15 protein-coding genes are annotated in these 20,458 nt (G+C 37.7%); 8 read left to right on the top strand and 7 right to left on the bottom strand.

The window, feature by feature from the left end; all coding sequences use genetic code 11:
* The first annotated feature begins 73 nt into the window (after positions 1-73).
* From ACFINR_RS05165 to ACFINR_RS05140, 6 genes are all read left to right on the top strand, one after another.
* Entirely contained in the window at positions 74-901 is an 828-nt protein-coding gene (locus ACFINR_RS05165; protein WP_375652890.1) for a recombinase RecT, read from the top strand.
* A gap of 1 nt (position 902) precedes the next feature.
* Positions 903-1,526, top strand: coding sequence for a lambda exonuclease family protein (locus tag ACFINR_RS05160; protein ID WP_375652887.1), 624 nt, complete (start codon positions 903-905; stop codon positions 1,524-1,526).
* Positions 1,527-1,645: 119 nt separating this feature from the next.
* Positions 1,646-1,864, top strand: a complete 219-nt coding sequence (locus tag ACFINR_RS05155) for a hypothetical protein (RefSeq protein ID WP_375630827.1) — start codon at positions 1,646-1,648, stop codon at positions 1,862-1,864.
* Between the two features lie 6 nt (positions 1,865-1,870).
* Entirely contained in the window at positions 1,871-2,908 is a 1,038-nt protein-coding gene (locus tag ACFINR_RS05150) for a tyrosine-type recombinase/integrase (protein ID WP_375652883.1), read from the top strand.
* Positions 2,909-3,804: 896 nt separating this feature from the next.
* Positions 3,805-5,019: an NADP-dependent isocitrate dehydrogenase gene (locus tag ACFINR_RS05145; protein ID WP_375613103.1), complete on the top strand. Its 1,215-nt coding sequence runs from the start codon at positions 3,805-3,807 to the stop codon at positions 5,017-5,019.
* Between the two features lie 118 nt (positions 5,020-5,137).
* Positions 5,138-6,565 (top strand): MFS transporter, encoded by a 1,428-nt coding sequence (locus ACFINR_RS05140; protein ID WP_375652880.1) that lies wholly within the window; start codon positions 5,138-5,140, stop codon positions 6,563-6,565.
* A 44-nt stretch (positions 6,566-6,609) separates the two neighbouring features.
* On the opposite strand, the gene ACFINR_RS05135 is transcribed toward ACFINR_RS05140, so the two are convergent.
* Both ACFINR_RS05135 and tgt read right to left on the bottom strand, forming a co-directional pair.
* On the bottom strand, positions 6,610-7,809 hold the full coding sequence (locus tag ACFINR_RS05135) for an MFS transporter (RefSeq protein WP_375652876.1): 1,200 nt from the start codon (positions 7,807-7,809) through the stop codon (positions 6,610-6,612).
* Between the two features lie 1,284 nt (positions 7,810-9,093).
* Complete coding sequence (tgt, locus tag ACFINR_RS05130) at positions 9,094-10,212, bottom strand: tRNA guanosine(34) transglycosylase Tgt (protein ID WP_375652872.1); 1,119 nt, start codon at positions 10,210-10,212, stop codon at positions 9,094-9,096.
* 1,228 nt (positions 10,213-11,440) lie between these two features.
* Between tgt and ACFINR_RS05125 the strand changes: the two genes are divergently transcribed.
* The gene (locus tag ACFINR_RS05125) at positions 11,441-11,563 is read left to right on the top strand and encodes a hypothetical protein (protein ID WP_375652867.1); all 123 of its coding nucleotides are present in this window, start codon (positions 11,441-11,443) and stop codon (positions 11,561-11,563) included.
* Positions 11,564-11,663: 100 nt separating this feature from the next.
* Here the strand turns inward: ACFINR_RS05125 and ACFINR_RS05120 are convergent, their stop codons facing one another.
* From ACFINR_RS05120 to ssb, 5 genes are all read right to left on the bottom strand, one after another.
* Complete coding sequence (locus ACFINR_RS05120) at positions 11,664-12,176, bottom strand: peptidylprolyl isomerase (protein ID WP_375611520.1); 513 nt, start codon at positions 12,174-12,176, stop codon at positions 11,664-11,666.
* 18 nt (positions 12,177-12,194) lie between these two features.
* A complete protein-coding gene (locus ACFINR_RS05115; protein ID WP_375645830.1) occupies positions 12,195-12,788 on the bottom strand; it encodes a peptidylprolyl isomerase in 594 nt (197 codons plus the stop codon).
* Positions 12,789-12,790: 2 nt separating this feature from the next.
* Positions 12,791-13,297, bottom strand: coding sequence for a pantetheine-phosphate adenylyltransferase (coaD, locus tag ACFINR_RS05110; RefSeq protein WP_375611518.1), 507 nt, complete (start codon positions 13,295-13,297; stop codon positions 12,791-12,793).
* A 24-nt stretch (positions 13,298-13,321) separates the two neighbouring features.
* Entirely contained in the window at positions 13,322-16,105 is a 2,784-nt protein-coding gene (gyrA, locus tag ACFINR_RS05105; protein ID WP_375629047.1) for a DNA gyrase subunit A, read from the bottom strand.
* Between the two features lie 230 nt (positions 16,106-16,335).
* On the bottom strand, positions 16,336-16,842 hold the full coding sequence (ssb, locus tag ACFINR_RS05100; protein ID WP_375611516.1) for a single-stranded DNA-binding protein: 507 nt from the start codon (positions 16,840-16,842) through the stop codon (positions 16,336-16,338).
* 330 nt (positions 16,843-17,172) lie between these two features.
* On the opposite strand from ssb, the gene uvrA reads away from it, so the two are divergent.
* Entirely contained in the window at positions 17,173-20,088 is a 2,916-nt protein-coding gene (uvrA, locus tag ACFINR_RS05095; protein ID WP_375652864.1) for an excinuclease ABC subunit UvrA, read from the top strand.
* Positions 20,089-20,458: the final 370 nt, after the last annotated feature.

Below are 20,458 nucleotides of genomic sequence, written 5' to 3'. Positions count from 1 at the left end.
GCAACACAAACCAACTTTTAACACAAGCGTGATTCACGCCACGGGTGAATTGCGCGCAATGTAGGAAATCAAGATGAAAAATTCTACTTTTTTAAAAGAAATGGCAGAAAAATATGGATTTTCTGCTGAAGAATTTCGAGAAACAATCATAAAAACTTGTATTGGATATAAAAATGCTAATGTCATCACTGATGCAGAATTTGCCGTTTTTCTTTTTGTTGCCAATACTTATGGACTTAACCCTTTAACAAAAGAAATCTATGCACTCCCTAAAAAAGGCGGCGGCATCATACCCGTTGTTTCTATCGACGGTTGGATAAAGATCATCAAATCAAATCCTGACTTTGATGGCATGACCTTTCAAGATCAAATCAATGAGGATGGGAATATCATTGCTATCAAATGTGCTATTCGTCTCAAAGGGATTAAAGACCCTATCGAAGTCACCGAATATCGCAAAGAATGCGAACAAGAAAAAAGTGAAGCATGGCAAAAATATCCAGCACGTATGTTGCGCCATAAAGCCACTATACAATGTGCTCGCTATGCTTTCGGGCTTTCCGGTATTTATGAAGAAGATGAAGCAAAACGTATCAATGAAACAAACCATAACGTACAAACGAAGTTAGTTTCTTATGATGTGCTTACGCAAATCAAACAATTAATAAACATCACTCAAACAGAAGAAGAAAAAGTGCTTCAGTATGGACGAGTCCAAAAGCTTGAAGATCTTCCTGATGAAGTAGCACAAAGTATTTTGGATGTTTTGCAAAAGAGACAGCATGAAAAAGAACAATCTTTCCTACAACAAAAGCAAATAGAGGCGCCTATACAAGATGCCGAATATATTCACGTCCAAGATATAGAATATGCACCACAAGAACAAAGAACGGCGGTGTGAGATGGAACAAAGAACAGCAGAATGGTTCCAAGCGCGCTTGGGTAAAGTCACCGCATCAAACATTTACAACATACTCAATAAAACTACAAAAGGATTGCCTACGAGCAAATATGAAGACTACAAAATCAAACTCATAACAGAGCGCTTAACAGGCGAAACAAGCCCCTATTATGAAACTGAAGATATGAGATGGGGTATCGAACATGAAGAAGATGCCTTGAGAGAATATGGCTTCATTTATGATGCCGATATAACAAAATGCGGCTTTATCCAACACCCCACAATAGAAATGGCGGGTGCTAGCCCCGATGGTCTCATTGGAGAAGACGGTTTAATCGAAGTCAAATGCCCGAGATCAGTAACACATATGCGCTTTTGTATAGGTGACGAAATCAAACCAGAATATCACGCACAAATGCAATTCCAAATGGCTTGTACAGGACGAAAATGGTGTGATTTCGTAAGCTATGACCCACGTTTTACGGGGGAATTCTTTCACTTACGCATGAAAGTCAAGCGTGTTCTCCGTGATGATCAACAAATTGAACAGATCAATCAAGCTGTTGAAACCTTTTTAGCAGAGATAGAACGAGAGATAAAACAACTCTCAACAAAAGCTGCTTAACCTTATGGGGGTGTTTTGTTCCCCGCATATCTACAAGCACCCCCACCCTTCCTAACACTTTCAAGTAATGCGTGATTCACGCCACACGTGAATTGCATCTCAATGTAAGGAGAAAAGATATGGCGCCTCGTCCAGCTGCTATAACGCAACCAGCCATTGCACGCGCTTTAAGAGAAGCTAAAAAACAAGGTTGCGAACTCATAGAAATCAAACCTACCGGTGAACTGCTTATCTATCTTAAAGCAGATATTCCAATACCAAATTCAGTTAGCCACCCAGACAAACTTTTAGATTTGTCAAAGAATGAATATTACGAAACCGCACTCTCTAAGATGTAAAATACCATGCCTAAACCACGTCCTCCTCATCTCGTTAAACAAATTACTCAACATGGCAAAATTGTATGGTATGTACGTATTGGTCATGGACCACATATTAGAATACGCGGTACCTATGGAACGCAAGAGTTTGTTGACAACTACAAAAGCGCACTTGCCGAGTTACAAGGGCTTATACTTCCTAAATCAAAAACTGGTAAGCTAGTCGAAGGTTCATTCGCATGGCTCCTTAAACAGTATTTTAATAGCTCCAATTGGCATAACCTTTCTAAAGTCACCCAAAAACAAAAAGAACTCATCCTTATGAAGGTATGTGATACCATAGGAAACATTCCATACCAAGCAATTGAAAAGAAACATATCATAGCCGGTGTTGAACGGCGTAAAGAAACACCAGCAATGGCTAGAAATTTTCTGAAAGCCCTTAATGGACTTTTTAATTGGGCGATTGATCAAGGTCTTTTGGAAAATAATCCAGCTTTAGGAATAAAAAGACCCCCCCTCAAAAACAAAGAGGGATTTCCTGTTTGGACAGAAGAAGATGTCGAAAAATATTATCAAAGATGGCATCATGGTACCCATGAACGTGTCTGGATTGATGTTCTTTTATATACGGGCTTGCGTCGTGGTGATGCGGTACGCATTGGCTGGAAAGATGTCAAAGACAATATTATTCATCTCAAAACAGAGAAAAGTAAATTCCAAACAGATGTTTTTCTTCCCATTTTACCGGAATTAGCTAAAACGCTTGAAACTGGTCCTATTGGAGAAGAAACATTTATCTGTAGTAAAGTGAATCAAAAATTCACCAAAGAAAGCTTTGGGAATGGATTTAGAGACGCTTGTAATGCGGCTGGCATTAAAAAATCGGCGCATGGATTAAGAAAATTAGCCGCAACACGTGCAGCTAATTCTGGAGCAACAGTATCACAACTCAAAGCAATTTTTGGCTGGACAGAAGATCAGATGGCATCCCTTTATACAAAGAGTGCAGATCGTAAAAGACTAGCTCTTGAAGCTATAAAAAAGCTCCAAAAAAGTTAGGGGCAGAGACAAAAAAACGTAATAGAATCAAAATTCATTAATTCCCTTATATTCTATATAATTCTTTGATTTTATTTACTCTATACCCGCCCCTTGGGCGTACCATGTTTCTTTTTTCTATGTGTAATATATTCATTTTATTTGTGTTTTTAAAAATGAGGGATGCATAAATAAAAATGAGGGAATAAGATTTTAAAAGGAATCTCTTCGTAAAAAGGATACAAGAATCATTAGGTGATTAATTTCTTTGTTGCATTTCGAGGATAGTGCTTTACTGCGCATAGTTAATAACAATAAGAATCGATAAAACATAAGAATTAGAAGATTCTAGCTCGCGATACGGTAATTTTATAAGTCATATTCTTGCGTATGCTGTTAATTTTTAAATTAAAACCAGCCGCATCATTTATACGTTTTTTTCAACCTTCAAAATTGAAGTTTATCTCAAACGCATTTTATATGAAGCATTTCTAATTACAGTGCCTTTGTTATCACATTAAACTTTTTATAAACAAACAGACCATAAGCTTAGAATTGAAATAGCAATATAAAAATAGTTTCTTATTCACCTAACACAACAAATCAAGAAACTATAATTCAGAATACGATCAACTTATTAAATGAAATCTCTGATAATAAAAATGCATAATCCCTGTCCCCCGGTGATCTAACTACCTTATCTATTAAACAGATTCTTCATCAATCATCGAATAATTATAGATTTGCAAACACATCACTTCTTTTCAAAAATTAAACCCTCCAACAAAATTTTACACTCTATTGATAATATATTCTAAAAGCTCATATTTGAATGCTTTTTTCCCTTGTTTTTACTTTTCATTATAAACTTGAAAGTGTTATACAAGTAGTATCGCTTAAAAGAAAAAGGATTTCTAATGGTAAAGATCAAAGTAGAAAACCCCGTTGTTGAACTTGATGGGGATGAGATGACCCGCATCATCTGGAAATATATCAAAGATAAATTAATCCATCCCTACCTCGACATTGATCTAAAATATTATGATCTTTCCGTCGTAAATCGTGATGCAACCAATGATCAGGTAACTATCGATTCTGCCAATGCTATCAAAAAATATGGGGTTGGTATAAAATGCGCAACCATCACACCTGATGAGGCACGCGTTAAAGAATTTAACCTAAAAAAAATGTGGAAATCACCTAATGGCACAATCCGCAATATTTTAGGAGGAGTCATTTTTCGCGAACCCATTATCTGTAAAAATGTCCCTCGCCTTGTTCCTAACTGGACAAAGCCAATTATTATCGGACGTCACGCTTTTGGTGATCAATACAAGGCAACAGATTTTAAATTTCCAGGAAAAGGGAAATTAAGTATTAAATTTGTCGGTGATGATAATCAAGTTATTGAACATGATGTTTTTGATGCTCCAAGCGCAGGGGTTGCCATGGCTATGTATAACCTTGATGAGTCAATTCGTGATTTTGCCCGCGCATCCTTTAATTATGGACTACAACGGAATGTTCCAGTTTATCTTTCAACAAAAAATACCATTCTAAAAACTTACGATGGTCGTTTTAAAGATATCTTTCAAGAAATATTCGATACGGAATTTAAAACTGAATTTGAAAACCGTAAATTATATTACGAACACCGTCTTATTGATGATATGGTTGCTTCTGCATTAAAGTGGTCAGGTGGATACGTATGGGCATGTAAAAACTATGATGGTGATGTCCAATCTGATATTGTTGCCCAAGGCTTTGGTTCTCTGGGTCTCATGACTTCTGTTCTCATGACACCTGACGGCAAAATTGTTGAAGCAGAGGCAGCACACGGCACTGTAACACGCCATTATCGTCAGCATCAAAAGAATGAAGAAACATCAACGAACTCTATTGCATCTATTTTTGCATGGACGCGTGGACTAGCGCACCGTGCTAAACTAGATAACAATGAGAAGTTAAAAAACTTTTCCACGACATTGGAAGAAGTTTGTATTAAAACCGTCGAAGAAGGTTTTATGACCAAAGATCTCGCACTTTTGATTGGGCCTAAACAAAAGTGGCTTTCTACAACAGGTTTCCTCGATAAAATTGATGAGAATCTCAAAAAAGCAATGGGCAATTAAGTTATTACTTAAATTAAAATTCAAAGCTCTAAACAGAGCTTTGAATTTCTCTTGGCAAATTCAAAGAAGTACCTTATAAGTAAAAAGAGGATAGATTTTTATTAAATAGCAAACAACAGTGAAAAAACAGGGCTGGTCTGCGCTTTTATTGGGTAAAAATGGTCTTTGCTTTTTAACGTTTACAGGTGGAGTTGTGTTACACGCTACCAACGTTTATATTGTTATTACTATTTTACCCTCTCTTATGAATCATATTGGCAGTGAAATATATTATTCTTGGGTGGCTACTGTCTTTATTACAGCTTCACTCGTGGGTACTTCACTTGCAACAAAAATATTAGGGAAATTAGGTCCTCGCAATGCGTATGTTATTTCTGGACTTATCTTCACCCTAGGCACTTTTATGTGCAGCATTTCTTCATCTATGCCATTGTTTTTAATAGGACGCTTTATTCAAGGATTTGGAAGTGGTTCTTTGTTATCCCTATCCTATTCCATGGTACGGATTGTTTTCAGCCCATCTTTATGGTCACATGCATTAAGTATTATCTCTGGAATGTGGGGAATATCAACCTTGTTAGGACCAGCAATCGGGGGGCTTTCTGTATATTATGGCCTATGGCGAGCATCCTTTTTGATCATTGGCGTATTAGCTATATTTTTCTCACTCATCGCCTTTAAATTTTTACCAAAAAAGAATGAAAACGATGTTCCAACACCCCCTCTTCCTCTTCTCCAGCTTTTCACACTCACCTTATTGATTTTTATTATTTCTGTTGGAGGGGCTATGGAGTCTACAATAGCAAAAATTTGCGGATTAGTTATCGGACTTAGTCTTCTCTTTGTTCTAGCAAAAATCGAATCATCTACCCCTCATCCTATGTTGCCCCGCAAATCCTTTTCTTTCTCTTCTGAAATCTTTTCTGTTTACGCATTGATACTCGTTATGACAACAGTCGTATACAGTATAGAACTTTATTTTCCACTTTTTCTTCAAGAGCTTCATGGGCAAGCTCCACTTATTGCTGGTTATATAGCAGCACTTATGAGCCTAGGGTGGACATGTGGAGCCATCTCAAGTGCTGGTCTCTCCACAAAAAAAATTCGCAACATCATTGTATACTCGCCCCTATTAAAACTGTTAGGCATAATGATTCTTTTATGGCTCATCCCAACAGAAGTTTCCGCGCTTGAATATATTTTTATTATTTGCTTAGCACTGTTTTCTATTGGAATCAGTGCGGGCATAGCATGGCCACATTTGCTCACAAGGATCTTACAATGTGCAAATGATGAAGATGCTCTCCGTGCCAGTGAATCCCTTACCTCTGTACAACTATTTTCAGCGGCCTTAAGTGCAACTCTAGCAGGAGTCATCACCAATCTTGCAGGCCTCTTTAATCCTGGAGGAACAATAGGAATGATCTTAGCAGCAAAAACTCTCCTTATAGTGCTCATGGGTCTTTTATTTTGTCTTGCTATTCCATTAGCACTGCGCATTTCTTACTGCATATTGAAAAATCCAACAGGACATTCCAATAACTAAAAATAAATATAAAAATTCCTTCTTCATTTAAAAAATGAAAAATATTAAGCATGCTTCTCCATATACCATGAGATGCAAAAAACCATTAATCCACACAAAGTTAGAACACTTCCTAAAACAGCTGTATATTCATAACTATAGCCCAATTTTAAAACTAATGCTCCAGATTCAGCACCAAGAGCGTTGGCAATATTAAAAGCAGACTGCATTAATGCTCCTGCCAAAATCTGTCCCTGTAGTGCAACATCCATAATTTTTGTTTGTATAGAAGGCATAGCAGCAAAAGAAGTTCCAACAAAAAAGCATCCTATTGCCGCTGTTAACGGAGCATAGGATAAAAAGAAAAAAAGAAAAAAAACAAATACGCTCCAAAGCATAGAGAAAAATATCATCGGTGAAATGCCAATTTTAACAGCTAATTTAGGCCCCAAGAGATTTCCTATCACCATTCCCAATCCAACTAACGGCATAATAAATGGTACCCACTCAAGTGAAACACCAGAAATATGCATTAATGTTGGCTTGATATAAGTGAAAACAGAAAATAATCCTGACGCTCCCACCGACACCATCAACAAAAGAAGCCACACCTGCTTTTGCTTTAATACACCCATTTCTTGCAAAGGATTCGTTTTTGGAAAACTTGAATCACAAGGAAAAAAATTCCAAATAAGCAAGCTACACAATAAAGCAATCATACCCACAAGGATAAAAGCAATCTGCCAACCAATAAGTTGACCAATCCAAGTAGCACTGGGTGCTCCCAAAACGGTTGCAATTGTTAAGCCGAGCATAACATATCCAACAGCTTTAGAACGTTCTTTCATTTCTACCATTGAAGAAGCAACCATAGCCGCAAGTCCAAAATAGATTCCATGGGGAAGTCCACTGAGAAAGCGTAATACTACTAATATGCTAAAATCAGAAAAAAAGGCACTAGCAATATTTGCTAAGGCATAAAAAAGCATTAATCCCATCAAAACAGTTTTGCGTGATACCTGAGCTGTTGCCACAGCTAAAAGAGGTGCTCCAATCACAACTCCTAATGCATAAGCAGAAATATATTGACCAGCGGTAGGAATATCAACATAGGAACTTCGTGCCATCTCTGGCAGTAGCCCCATTGCGACAAACTCTGCAGTACCAATAGCAAAACTCCCCACGGCAAGAGCTAAAATTATTAAACGCCGTATTCTCGAATCAATTCCCAATGCAAGAACCTTTTTTTGATAAAAATCCTTCATACTATCACTTCTGGATAGGAGTTTTAACTGTAAATATCTGTAATACACACAAACAAAAATTCAAAACATTATTATACGCATGCCCAATAGTCCCCAATAAAGTTTTAGAAATATTTTGATATATAAAGCATTTTATAGAGTTTTAAGTAAGATTCTTTAATGGAAAATCTTTGAAAACCTCAAGATCATAGACGTATTCACCTATTTCTATCAGATCTACCAGATAATAAACTTTGTCTCCTCTTTTCAGCCATTGTAATTTTACAGTGAAAACTTTATTTTGCAACGATATACTATATCCTATAAATAATTCTAAAATTTGCCGAAGAATGCATTTCAAACAAGTGAATAATATCTCATCATTATCTTGATACAAAGATAAAACTTCTCCCCCAAAATTATTGTTGCTTTATTTTGCTACCTGAATACAGATCCCCCAAATCGATAAGCTATAATTTCAACTTTAGGCCATTCTTATAAATTATTATAGAGTCTTTTAAAAATTCTCATGATAATAGTGCTTGGTTTCTAGATTTATTAAATACCCTCTTTTAGACATCTTTACCCCTCCCTCATCTAACAGAGGAATCGCATCAGATATCTAACTCACTATCTGTAAATTAAAATATTCACGTAAATATATTATGATTATTTTCATATAAATTCTATAAACAAAGCAAAAAACAAATATAATAAATTTTGTATAAGTATGTTTATTGATGTTTTATAAACATGACAATTACCGTGATTAATATTTAATTTATTATGACATAATATCTATATTTTTATTATATAAATAATATTACATAAATCTATTTTAAAGAATATTTATATATAAAAACTTAAAAAATAAAATTATAACATTTTAAATGTTGTAATTTTATTTTAGTTTTATTTTAATTTTCTAAAAATTTATCTGTTCGATTGTATATAATCCATTCTTTACCTTTAGTAATAAAAAACACAAAGTAGCTCATAAAAATACAATTTTCATACTTCTTTAAGAGTTCGCTAACGCCTCATTAACATTGTTGCTGTAAACAGTCATCAGAAACAGAAAAACTGTTTTTCTCCGGATCAGGTAGCGCGTACCGGAGTAACAGTTTCTGTTTTTATCTAGTAATTAGAAAAAGAATATGTGCCCTATAAAACCGCACTGTTATATCCTAAGATAGTGGAATTTTATAATTTTGGAAGATGTTTCTAATTTCATTTTTTAGCTAAATTTGTAAGTGTGAGAATAAATTCAATAAAAAAATGAGGTGCTATATTACGATTAATATTTTAGCGTCCTTGTGCCCATAGAGCACGCGTTTCAGCGCAAAAATCGGCATAACAGCCTTCCTCAATGGCATCACGAATTCCCTGCATAAGTTGTTGATAATAAAAAAGATTATTCCAAGTCAACAACATCCCCCCAAGAGATTCACCAGATTTAATCAAATGATGCAAATAAGCACAACTATAATCATGTGCTGCTGGACAAAGTGACTGTGGATCAAGAGGAAGTGGATCTTCTGCATAACGCGCATTACGCAAATTAATTCTACCAAAGCGGGTAAAAGCTAAACCATGACGTCCTGCACGCGTCGGCATAACACAATCAAACATATCAACACCACGAGCAACACTTTGTAAAATATCATCAGGTGTCCCTACTCCCATAAGATAGCGTGGTTTATCCTCTGGTAAAATCGGACAAGTAGTATCCAATACTGCTGTCATAACACTCTGCGGTTCACCAACAGCAAGCCCTCCAATAGCGTAACCTTTTAAATCGATTTCTTTTAATGCTTGAGCAGAACGTTCACGCAGTTTCATATTATCACCACCTTGAACAATCCCAAACAATGCTTTATCTGGCTGATCTCCAAAAGCTGTTTTACAACGCTGCGCCCACCGCAATGAAAGTTCCATAGCTTCTTCCATTTCTTTTTCAGTTGCGGGTAATGCAATACATTGATCCAACTGCATCTGGATATCTGCACCAAGAAGTCCTTGAATTTCGATAGAACGCTCTGGACTCATTTCATAGTAAGCTCCATTAATGTAAGAGCGAAAAATCACACCTTGTTCAGTAATTTTACGGATTCCCGCCAATGACATAACCTGAAAGCCACCAGAATCGGTTAAAATAGGTCCGCTCCAGCGTGAAAATTCATGTAATCCTCCCAAACGCGCAACACGTTCAGCTCCTGGACGTAACATTAAATGATAAGTATTTCCCAAAATGATATCTGCACCAAGATCACGAATTTGATCCATATACATAGCCTTAACGGTTCCTGCCGTCCCAACAGGCATAAATGCGGGTGTACGAACACGTCCTCGCCCCGTTATAATTTCGCCTCGACGTGCATACCCATCTTGAGCAATTTTTCTATAATGAAATGTCTTTATCATAACTCTCGTCTTTTTGATTCCATCAATGCATATCTCTATAGAAAGAAAAAAGATATCCCCTTACGAGCATTGTCAAAAGCTTTATGAATTAATTTTTGATTCGCTCAATATTGTAATCAGCATCAAAAATTAAACGAGATAAAAGAACATTTCTTGTTAAGAAACCACCATAATAAAAGTGATAATCTAGCTCCCAAAAAATAGTAAAATCCTTGTAATACCATACCTCAAAATACCTACGCTTATCCTTAACAGAACTGCAAAATTATTATCACAATAATTTCATCTTCACATACTTCCATAAGCAGTAACTTTGTACCCATAGAAGAAAATTTTGAACGCATTGTACAGCTTACATATTCTTTAACTTTTACAGATAAAAATTTTTCATCTACTGGGCACAGCGATCCTCACGCTTAATAAAAACGCAAATGAGCATAATCACTTATCCACTCACAATATTGAGATAGCTCTTGGCATTAGAGATAATTCACAAAAGAAATTAACGTGTAAATAAAAATACTTTAAAAAACTAAAAATGCTTTTTGTAAAGATTCTCAAATACCAAAAGCTCTATCGTAACATTAGAGGCTGAAAAAGCGTATGATGGTACCCGCTTGCTCCTTCATAAGCTTTAAAGAAGGTGGTACATAATAGATTTTATACTATTTATAGCTTTAAAACTATACATGCCATGAATATCATCGTGGAAGTGAACGTTGATATGTACTAAGAAATGCTTCTTAAAAAAACACGTAAATACGCAACACAAGTGTATTCCGTTTGGAGCATTCCTCTATTAAAAAACGAGAAAAATAAAAGCGTAAGTCCATGCATAATCTTCATTATTTAAAAGATATTGCATTAGATACTTTTAAAAAAGTAAAGTTGAATTAAAAAGGAGATGGCAAGACTAGCCATTTGTTTCACTTCTGCGCCTTTTTATATTCTTCTAAGATTAAACTGTCTTCTTATTTTAAAGATTACGCCAATATATATAAACGCTGGTTTTCCACCTTGCTAGGAAAACTGGATGAGCTAGTAAAGCTCTTATCCGTCTTAACATGTGTTTCAAATATGCTTCTGCATTAGGATTGGATGTTGATTTACGAGCAGAAACAAAAGCACACGCTCTCTTAAGAAAGTAACATCATAAAACCATTAAGACCGACAATGGATTGAAGAGAAATGCCGAATTTTTTATAAAACACTTTGCCAAACAACAACCATGATACAACAGACTTTGCGTTTTCTTATTCTGACAGGTGTTTGTACAAATCCGTTGCGTTATATTCTTCAGGAAGATCCGATTGAAGAAAATATATGGACAATGCTTAGCTCGAAATTATAAAAGGTAAGCGTGATACTACAAAAGAGTTTCGTGTGCCTTTATTGATCAGAAAAGAGTATTTTTTCTTAGAAACTTACAATTGAAATCAGTATAGTTTATACTATTCTACATCCGCAGCAATAATGGCTTTGGTAATTGAATCTGGATCTGCAACAGGTTCACCACGTTTAATTTTATCAACATTTTCCATACCTTCAACAACCTGCCCCCATATGGAATATTGACGATCAAGCCACGGAGCATCTGCAAAACAAATAAAAAACTGAGAGTTAGCAGAATTTGGATTCTGACTCCGTGCCATAGAAACTGTACCACGCTTATGAGAAAGATTTGAAAACTCTGCTGTTAAATTTGGTTTTTCTGCCCCCCCCATACCAGCACGTGATAAATTGAATTTTTCACTATCCTTCTTTCCAAATTGCACATCCCCTGTTTGCGCCATAAAACCATCAATAACGCGATGGAAAATAACATTATCATAAGCACCTTCCCGTACCAGTTCTTTAATACGTGCAACATGACAAGGTGCCAAATCAGCAAAAAGCTCAATAACAACTCTGCCCTTTGTTGTTTCAAGAATTAAAGTATTCTCTGGATTTTTATTCTCAGCCATATGGAAAGCTCCCTTGATTCATTTCTCAACTTGTAAAGTAGCAGCATTAATAACATCAGGATTTTTTACAGATCCATTATTACTTGTCGTACCTTTTTTTATTTTATCAACAACATCCATCCCCTTTATAACCTCTCCAACAACCGTATACTGACCGTTTAAAAAAGCAGCATCCTCAAAACAAATGAAGAATTGAGAATTCGCGGAATCCGGATCTTGTGATCGTGCCATCCCAACTGTACCACGCTTAAACGGCTGTTTTGAAAACTCTGCCGGTATATTGGGATAATTTGAGCCACCCATACCAACGCGTTTCAGATCAAAATCTCTACTGCCTTTTTTTCCAAATTCTACATCACCAGTTTGCGCCATGAAATTAGGAATAACGCGATGAAACACAACATTATTATAGGCCCCCTCCTCTGTTAATCTTTTGATTTGCGCAATATGTTTTGGCGCCAAGTCAGGACGCAGACGAATAATGACATCACCATCTTTGAGAGATAAAATAAGAAGATTTGCGTCATTTGCTGGGCTAGAATTACCAGCGACAGCGAACAATGAAAAAAAACAAAACACACATATCAAAACAGCAAAAATTCTACGAGACACACTTATTCTCCCCTAAAAGATTGGTATTTCGAGCTTAAAGCTTGTGCAACATTGGGCGGTACAAATGGTGTCACATCACCTCCCATAGAGGCAATTTGGCGTACCAATGTAGAAGTTATCGCGCGCCCAGAAACACTTGCCGGCAAAAAAACAGTTTGCAATTCAGGAGCCATAACACCATTCATTCCTGCCATTTGCATTTCATAATCAAGATCAGTACCATCACGCAATCCACGAATGAGAAATGAAGCACCAACTTCACGCGCCTTCTCAATGAGAAGGTTGCTAAATGAAAGAACCTGCAATCGATTAGAATCTGCACCAAATAAGTCTTTCCCTACCTGCGTAATGAAATCAACACGCTCTTCGAAGCTAAAGAGTGTTTTTTTGTCAGCCTGTATCCCTATAGCGACGACCACCTTATCAGCTAACACAAAACACCCTTTCAAAACATCAAGATGACCATTTGTAAGAGGATCAAAAGAACCCGCGTAAAGAGCAATTTTCATGACTTTACTCCTTCCTCTTAAAAATTATTTTTCTTCGCTCATATCAACTGTATCAGAATGCTTCTCACCTTCATCATCTAATGAACTCGTATCATCTTCAGGTTCAGAAATACGTTCAACCGATACGACTCTTTCACCTTTGGCTGTATTAAAAATTGTGACTCCCTTAGTTGAGCGCCCAGCAGTACGAATTCCCTCAACAGGGACACGAATAAGCTGCCCCCCATCTGATACCAACATAATTTGATCTTGCGCCTTCACCGGAAAAGCCGCTACTAATTTACCAATTTCAGCTGTTTTAGATGGATCTGTTGCGCGAATCCCCTTTCCGCCACGTCCCGAAATCCGGAACTCATAGGAAGAAGAACGTTTACCATAACCAAACTCACTCACTGTCAAAAGCATTTGTTCACGTGCATGAAGTTCTGCATAACGTTCATCTGTTAACTCTGTTTCAGCACCCCCATCTTCTTCATCAAAAGTTATAACATCTTCAACATCAGCATCTGCACCAGAAGCACGCCGTTCATTCATTACACGTTTAATATAAGCAGAACGCTCAATGGACGTCGCCTCGACATGCTCTAAAATTGTCATCGAAATGACTTTATCGCCTTTAGCTAAATTGATACCACGAACTCCCACAGAATTACGCCCAGCAAAGACCCGAACATCAACAACTGGAAAACGGATACATTGTCCTTTGGCTGTTGTTAGAACAACATCATCGTGTTCTGTACAGGTTTCAACAGAAAGAATTTCATCTTCTTCATCAAGTTTCATCGCAATTTTACCATTACGATTAACCTGAACGAAATCTGATAATTTATTACGACGCACAGTTCCACGTGTTGTCGCAAACATAATATCTAATGCACTCCAGCTCGCTTCATCTTCAGGCAAAGGCATAATCGTTGTAATACGCTCACCTTGTTGTAAAGGAAGCATATTGATCAAAGCCCGCCCACGCGATTGGGGTGTCCCCAGCGGCAGCCGCCAAACTTTTTCCTTATAAACAATCCCACGTGATGAAAAGAAAAGAACCGGAGTATGCGTATTGGCAACAAACAACCGCGTTACAAAATCCTCATCCTTCGTGGACATACCAGAACGCCCCTTACCACCACGTCGCTGTGCACGATAGGTATTAAGAGGCACACGCTTAATATAGCCACTATGGCTTACCGTTACCACCATATCCTCTGGTGCGATCAGATCTTCACTCTCCATCTCAGCGCTACCAAAACCAAATACGGTACGTCGCGGCGTTGCAAATTCCTCACGAAGAGCACTCAACTCATCCTTAACAATAGACATAATGCGTACGCGTGATGCCAAGATCTCAAGATAGTCAGCGATATCCACGCCAATTTTATTCAATTCATCAGCGATTTCATCACGCCCAAGGGCTGTCAATCGTTGCAAACGCAATTCTAAAATAGCACGCGCCTGTTCTTCAGAAAGATTATAAGTACCATCCTCATGAATAATATGACGAGGATCATCAATAAGTTTAATCAAAGGCGCGACATCCATCGCTGGCCAGCGTCGCTCCATTAACTGTGCACGTGCTGTCTGCGGATCAGGAGCTTTGCGAATAAGCGCTATAATTTCATCAATATTGGCAACAGCAAGGGCAAGGCCAACCAAAACATGTGCTCGCTCACGCGCTTTACGCAAAAGATATTTTGTTCGCCGACTGACAACTTCTTCCCGAAAAGAAACAAATGCACGAAGCATATCAAGCAACGTCATCTGTTCGGGTTTTCCCCCATTCAAAGCAACCATATTACAACCAAAGGAAGTTTGCAGCGGCGTATAACGATATAATTGGTTTAAAACAACTTCCGCAACAACATCTTTTTTCAACTCAATAACAACGCGATATCCATCACGATCCGATTCGTCACGCAAATCAGAGATTCCCTCAATGCGTTTATCGCGCACCAATTCGGCCATCTTCTCAATCATTGTGGCCTTATTAACTTGATAAGGGATCTCACTCACAATAATTGCTTGTCGACCACTGCGAATTTCTTCGATCTCAACTTTAGCACGCATAATGATTGAGCCACGCCCTGTTTCATAAGCTGCACGAACACCAGAGTGGCCAAGGATAATACCCCCTGTAGGAAAATCCGGACCAGGAATAATTTCAATTATTTTATCGAGTGTGATATCGGGATTATCAATCAAAGCGATACAACCATCAACGACTTCACCAAGATTATGGGGAGGAATATTGGTTGCCATTCCCACAGCAATCCCCCCTGACCCATTAACCAAAAGATTGGGAAAACGCGCTGGCAAGACAACCGGTTCACGCTCACGCCCATCGTAATTATCCTGAAAATCAACAGTATCTTTATCAATATCAGCTAAAAGTTCTTCTGAAACTTTTTCTAAACGACACTCAGTATAGCGCATAGCCGCGGGTGGATCACCATCAACGGAACCAAAATTTCCCTGACCATCAATTAATGGATTTCTTAAAGAAAAGTCCTGCGCCATACGCACTAATGCATCGTAAATTGAAGCATCACCATGGGGATGAAATTTCCCCATAACCTCACCAACAACACCAGCAGATTTACGATACGACTTATTGAAAGAAAGCCCCATCTCATTCATAGCATGAAGGATACGTCGATGAACAGGCTTAAGACCATCACGGACATCAGGGAGTGCACGTGAAACAATCACGCTCATCGCATAATCGAGATAGGAGCGTTGCATTTCATCAATAATACTGATTGGTTCAATACCGGTTAGCACATCACGTTCTGGGTGTGGAGTAAGATCGGTCACAATTTCAAAACTTTCAAAAAAGAATCATTTCACTTTATTTATAGCGAAAAATACACAAAAATGCTAATTTCTCTCCCATGACAAAAAAGAAATTTAACAATATTTTTCAAGACGTTATTAATTTATATTTTAAATTACCAATAATAATTAACAATTTTCACTTCGCTAAACTTCAAAAATCTGAAACAAGCAAACCATAAAATGATCATAATACTGCAATTTAAAGACTCTTAAAAAGGGACGTCATCATCTAATTTGTGTGAAAAACTTTCTCCCAATTGATTATTATTTTGACCAAAAGCATTTCTCTGATTTGAGTGACTATCGGCAAAGCCACCACTATAACTCCCCCCTTGACTTGCTCCTTGCTCCCCGCTCGCAGCTCCCCGCCCATCAAGCATTTGTAATTCGCCACGGTACTTTTGCAAAACAATCTCTGTTGTATAACGATCATTTCCATTTTGATCTTGCCATTTTCGTGTCTGTAACTGCCCCTCAATATAAATTTTGCTGCCTTTTTTTAAATATTGCTCTGCAACTTTGACAAGGTTTTCATTAAAAATAACAATACTATGCCACTCAGTGCGTTCTTTTCGCTCATTTGTATTCCGATCGCGCCAACTTTCTGAAGTAGCAATACGCAGATTTGCCACTTGATCACCAGAATTCAAACGGCGGATTTCAGGATCCGCACCAAGATTACCAATCAAAATAACTTTATTAAGGCTACCAGCCATCGCATAAACTCCAAAATTTTAATTTGTAAAATACTCTGTTCTATAACAATTATAACCCTCTTGACCTTCAATTTACATGTCGCAATTGACCATCAATATGGGTATTGCTATCCTTTACCAATATTGTATTCAGTGTAATTATAACAAAAGATGATAAAAACGCATAGTTTATTCCACCACGAGAGAATAAAAAGCTGCTCATTTGTATTTTTTTCACAAAACTTATACCTTCCTTTTGCATTAAAGCAGTTAAACACATTATAATTCTAAAAAAACAGTTTTATTCCATTTTAGGTGCTCAATTTTTGCCACATATGCCAAGGATAAAGTATGACTCATCAAAAATATATCTCCATTCGCGGTGCACGTGAGCATAATCTTAAAAATATTGATCTCGATCTGCCTCGTGATAAACTCATTGTTATAACAGGACTTTCTGGATCAGGGAAATCATCCTTAGCGTTTGATACAATTTACGCTGAAGGACAACGCCGCTATGTCGAAAGCCTTTCAGCCTATGCACGCCAATTTTTGGAAGTCATGCAAAAACCCGATGTCGACCGCATAGACGGTCTCTCTCCAGCTATCTCCATTGAACAAAAAACAACCAGTCGCAATCCTCGTTCAACAGTAGGTACCGTTACTGAAATCCACGATTACATGCGTCTTCTCTTTGCACGTATTGGTATTCCTCATTCTCCTGTGACAGGACTTCCTATTGAAAGCCAGACAGTAAGCCAAATGGTGGATCAAATTATGGCCTTACCAGAAGGAACGCGAATTTTTATTATGGCCCCTTTGGTGCGAGGACGAAAGGGAGAATATAAAAAAGAGCTAACAGAACTTTTAAAAAGAGGATTTCAACGCGCTAAAGTTGATGGCAAGTTTTATGAAATCCCTGATATTCCACCTCTGGATAAAAAATATAAACACGACATCGATGTCGTGGTAGACCGCATTGTTGTACAGAAGGATATCACCTCTCGCTTGGCTGATAGTATAGAAACCTGTTTACAGCTAGCAAATGGGCTTGCCATTGCTGAAATGGCAGACCAACCCTTAGCACAAAAAGAAACAACAAAGGAATCTGCTCATAAATCAAAAAATGATACACACAAACGGCTCATTTTTTCAGAAAAGTTTTCCTGCCCTGTATCGGGTTTTTCTATTCCTGAAATTGAACCACGCCTTTTTTCGTTCAATAATCCTTTTGGCGCCTGTCCTCTCTGCGATGGACTGGGCATAAAAAAAGCAATGGATCCACTGAAAATTGTGCCCAATAAAAATCTTACCCTCAAGAATGGCGCCATTGCCCCTTGGGCTAAGTCAGATTCACTTTACTATAAACAAACCTTAGAAGCATTAGGAAAAGCTTACGGTTTCAAACTCACAGATCAATGGTGTGAACTCTCTAATGAAGCACAACAGGCTATTCTCTACGGTACAAAAAGAGATGAAATTTCTTTTATCTATAAAAATAATTCTGGTTCGCATAAAACTACCCAACCCTTTGAAGGAATCATCCCTAATATGGAGAGACGCTGGAAAGAAACCGATTCTGCTTGGTCTCGAGAAGAAATCGAACGTTATATGTCTTCTTCGCCCTGCCCAGCTTGTCACGGTTATCGTTTAAAACCAGAGGCACTTGCTGTAAAAATAAACGGAATGCATATTGGGCAAATATCAGATCTTTCTATTCTAAAGGCAGATGATTGGTTTGCCAATGTTCATCAATATCTCACAAAAAAACAACGTAATATCGCCGTACGTATTTTAAAAGAAATTCGTGAACGCTTGGCTTTTTTAAATCATGTAGGATTGGAATATCTTACCTTGTCTCGAAATTCAGGAACGCTTTCAGGGGGAGAAAGCCAACGCATTCGGTTGGCATCCCAAATTGGTTCTGGTCTTACAGGCGTTCTTTATATTTTAGATGAACCATCTATCGGTTTACACCAACGCGATAATGAACGCCTGTTGGAAATGCTGCGCCATTTGCGTAATCTTGGCAATACAGTTATTGTTGTTGAACATGATGAAGATGCTATTCTCACAGCAGACTATGTTGTCGATATGGGGCCTGCCGCAGGCGTTCATGGTGGAGAAATCATAGCGCAAGGAACACCGCAGGAAATTATAGAAAATTCAGCCTCTCTCACAGGCCAATACCTTTCAGGAAAAATGGCTGTTAAAATGCCGACAGAGCGACGCAAAATATCAAAAACGAAAACACTTAAAATCATCGGCGCCAAAGGCAATAACCTCAAAAATATCAATGCGAATATTCCTCTTGGAATCTTCACATGCATAACTGGTGTTTCTGGAGGAGGAAAATCAACATTTCTTATTGAAACGCTTTTCAAAGCAGCATCACATCATATCATGGGCTCTCATCACAGCCCTGCCAGCTATGACAAAATTGAAGGATTAGAATTTCTTGATAAAGTCATCGATATCAACCAGTCTCCTATTGGACGCACCCCACGCTCTAATCCCGCAACCTATACAGGTGCTTTTACACCGATTCGTGAGTGGTTTGCCGATCTTCCAGAATCAAAAGCCCGCGGTTACAAAGCTGGGCGTTTTTCATTTAATGTTAAAGGAGGACGGTGCGAAGCATGTCAAGGTGATGGAGTCATCAAAATTGAAATGCACTTTTTACCGGATGTCTATGTTACTTGCGATGTCTGTAAAGGAAAACGCTATAACCGAGAAACACTAGAAATAAAATTCAAAGGACAGTCTATAGCCGATATTTTGGATATGACAATTGAAAAGGCAGAGGAATTTTTCCAAGCTATTCCCGCTATTCATAATAAAATGGAAACTCTCATTAAAGTAGGATTGGGTTACATAAAAGTAGGACAGCAAGCAACCACACTTTCTGGTGGGGAAGCACAACGTGTAAAACTTGCGAAAGAACTTTCTCGTAAAACAACGGGACGTACACTCTATATTTTGGATGAACCGACAACAGGTTTACATTTTCATGATATTTCCAAACTTCTTGAAGTGCTTCACGAACTAGTCGAGCAAGGCAACACAGTTATAGTCATTGAACATAACCTTGATGTTATAAAGACAGCCGACTGGATTATTGATTTAGGACCAGAAGGTGGAGATCGCGGTGGTGAAATTGTTGCAATTGGACGCCCTGAAGACATCATTAAGGTTCCCGCTTCCTATACGGGAAAATTTCTAAAACATGTTTTACTGCGCCCATCTCTCTATAATTCTAATTCTTAGAAACGCTTTCTATTGTAAAATACAGCATACTAACAAAGCCTGTACTTTTATTATTACCTGTAAACCAACACCTAATTCCAGTGGTGCAACACGTTTGAAGCAAAGACTAAAAACAATTTAGCGCTTTATAAGCTGTTTCAGTTGTCGTATTGCCAAATAGGAACGCGCACATAATTGCGTATTTATTCTCTGTTTTGTTTATACCTGAAACGACCAGACAACCTAAACTGGGAAGAATATGAAGTTTTAAGGGTATAAATAAATTTCTATATTTCCATTTCCTTTTAATTTATCTTTATGATTTTCCAAGGCATCCACAGCAATATCTTATAATGAAGATTGCCATTGCTTCACACTTTTATTTATCGCG

It is taken from the genome of Bartonella sp. AP19HLJMH, from assembly GCF_042196245.1.
In the GTDB taxonomy this organism is placed as follows: Bacteria; Pseudomonadota; Alphaproteobacteria; order Rhizobiales; family Rhizobiaceae; genus Bartonella.
This window is presented reverse-complemented; position numbering and strand designations above follow the sequence as displayed.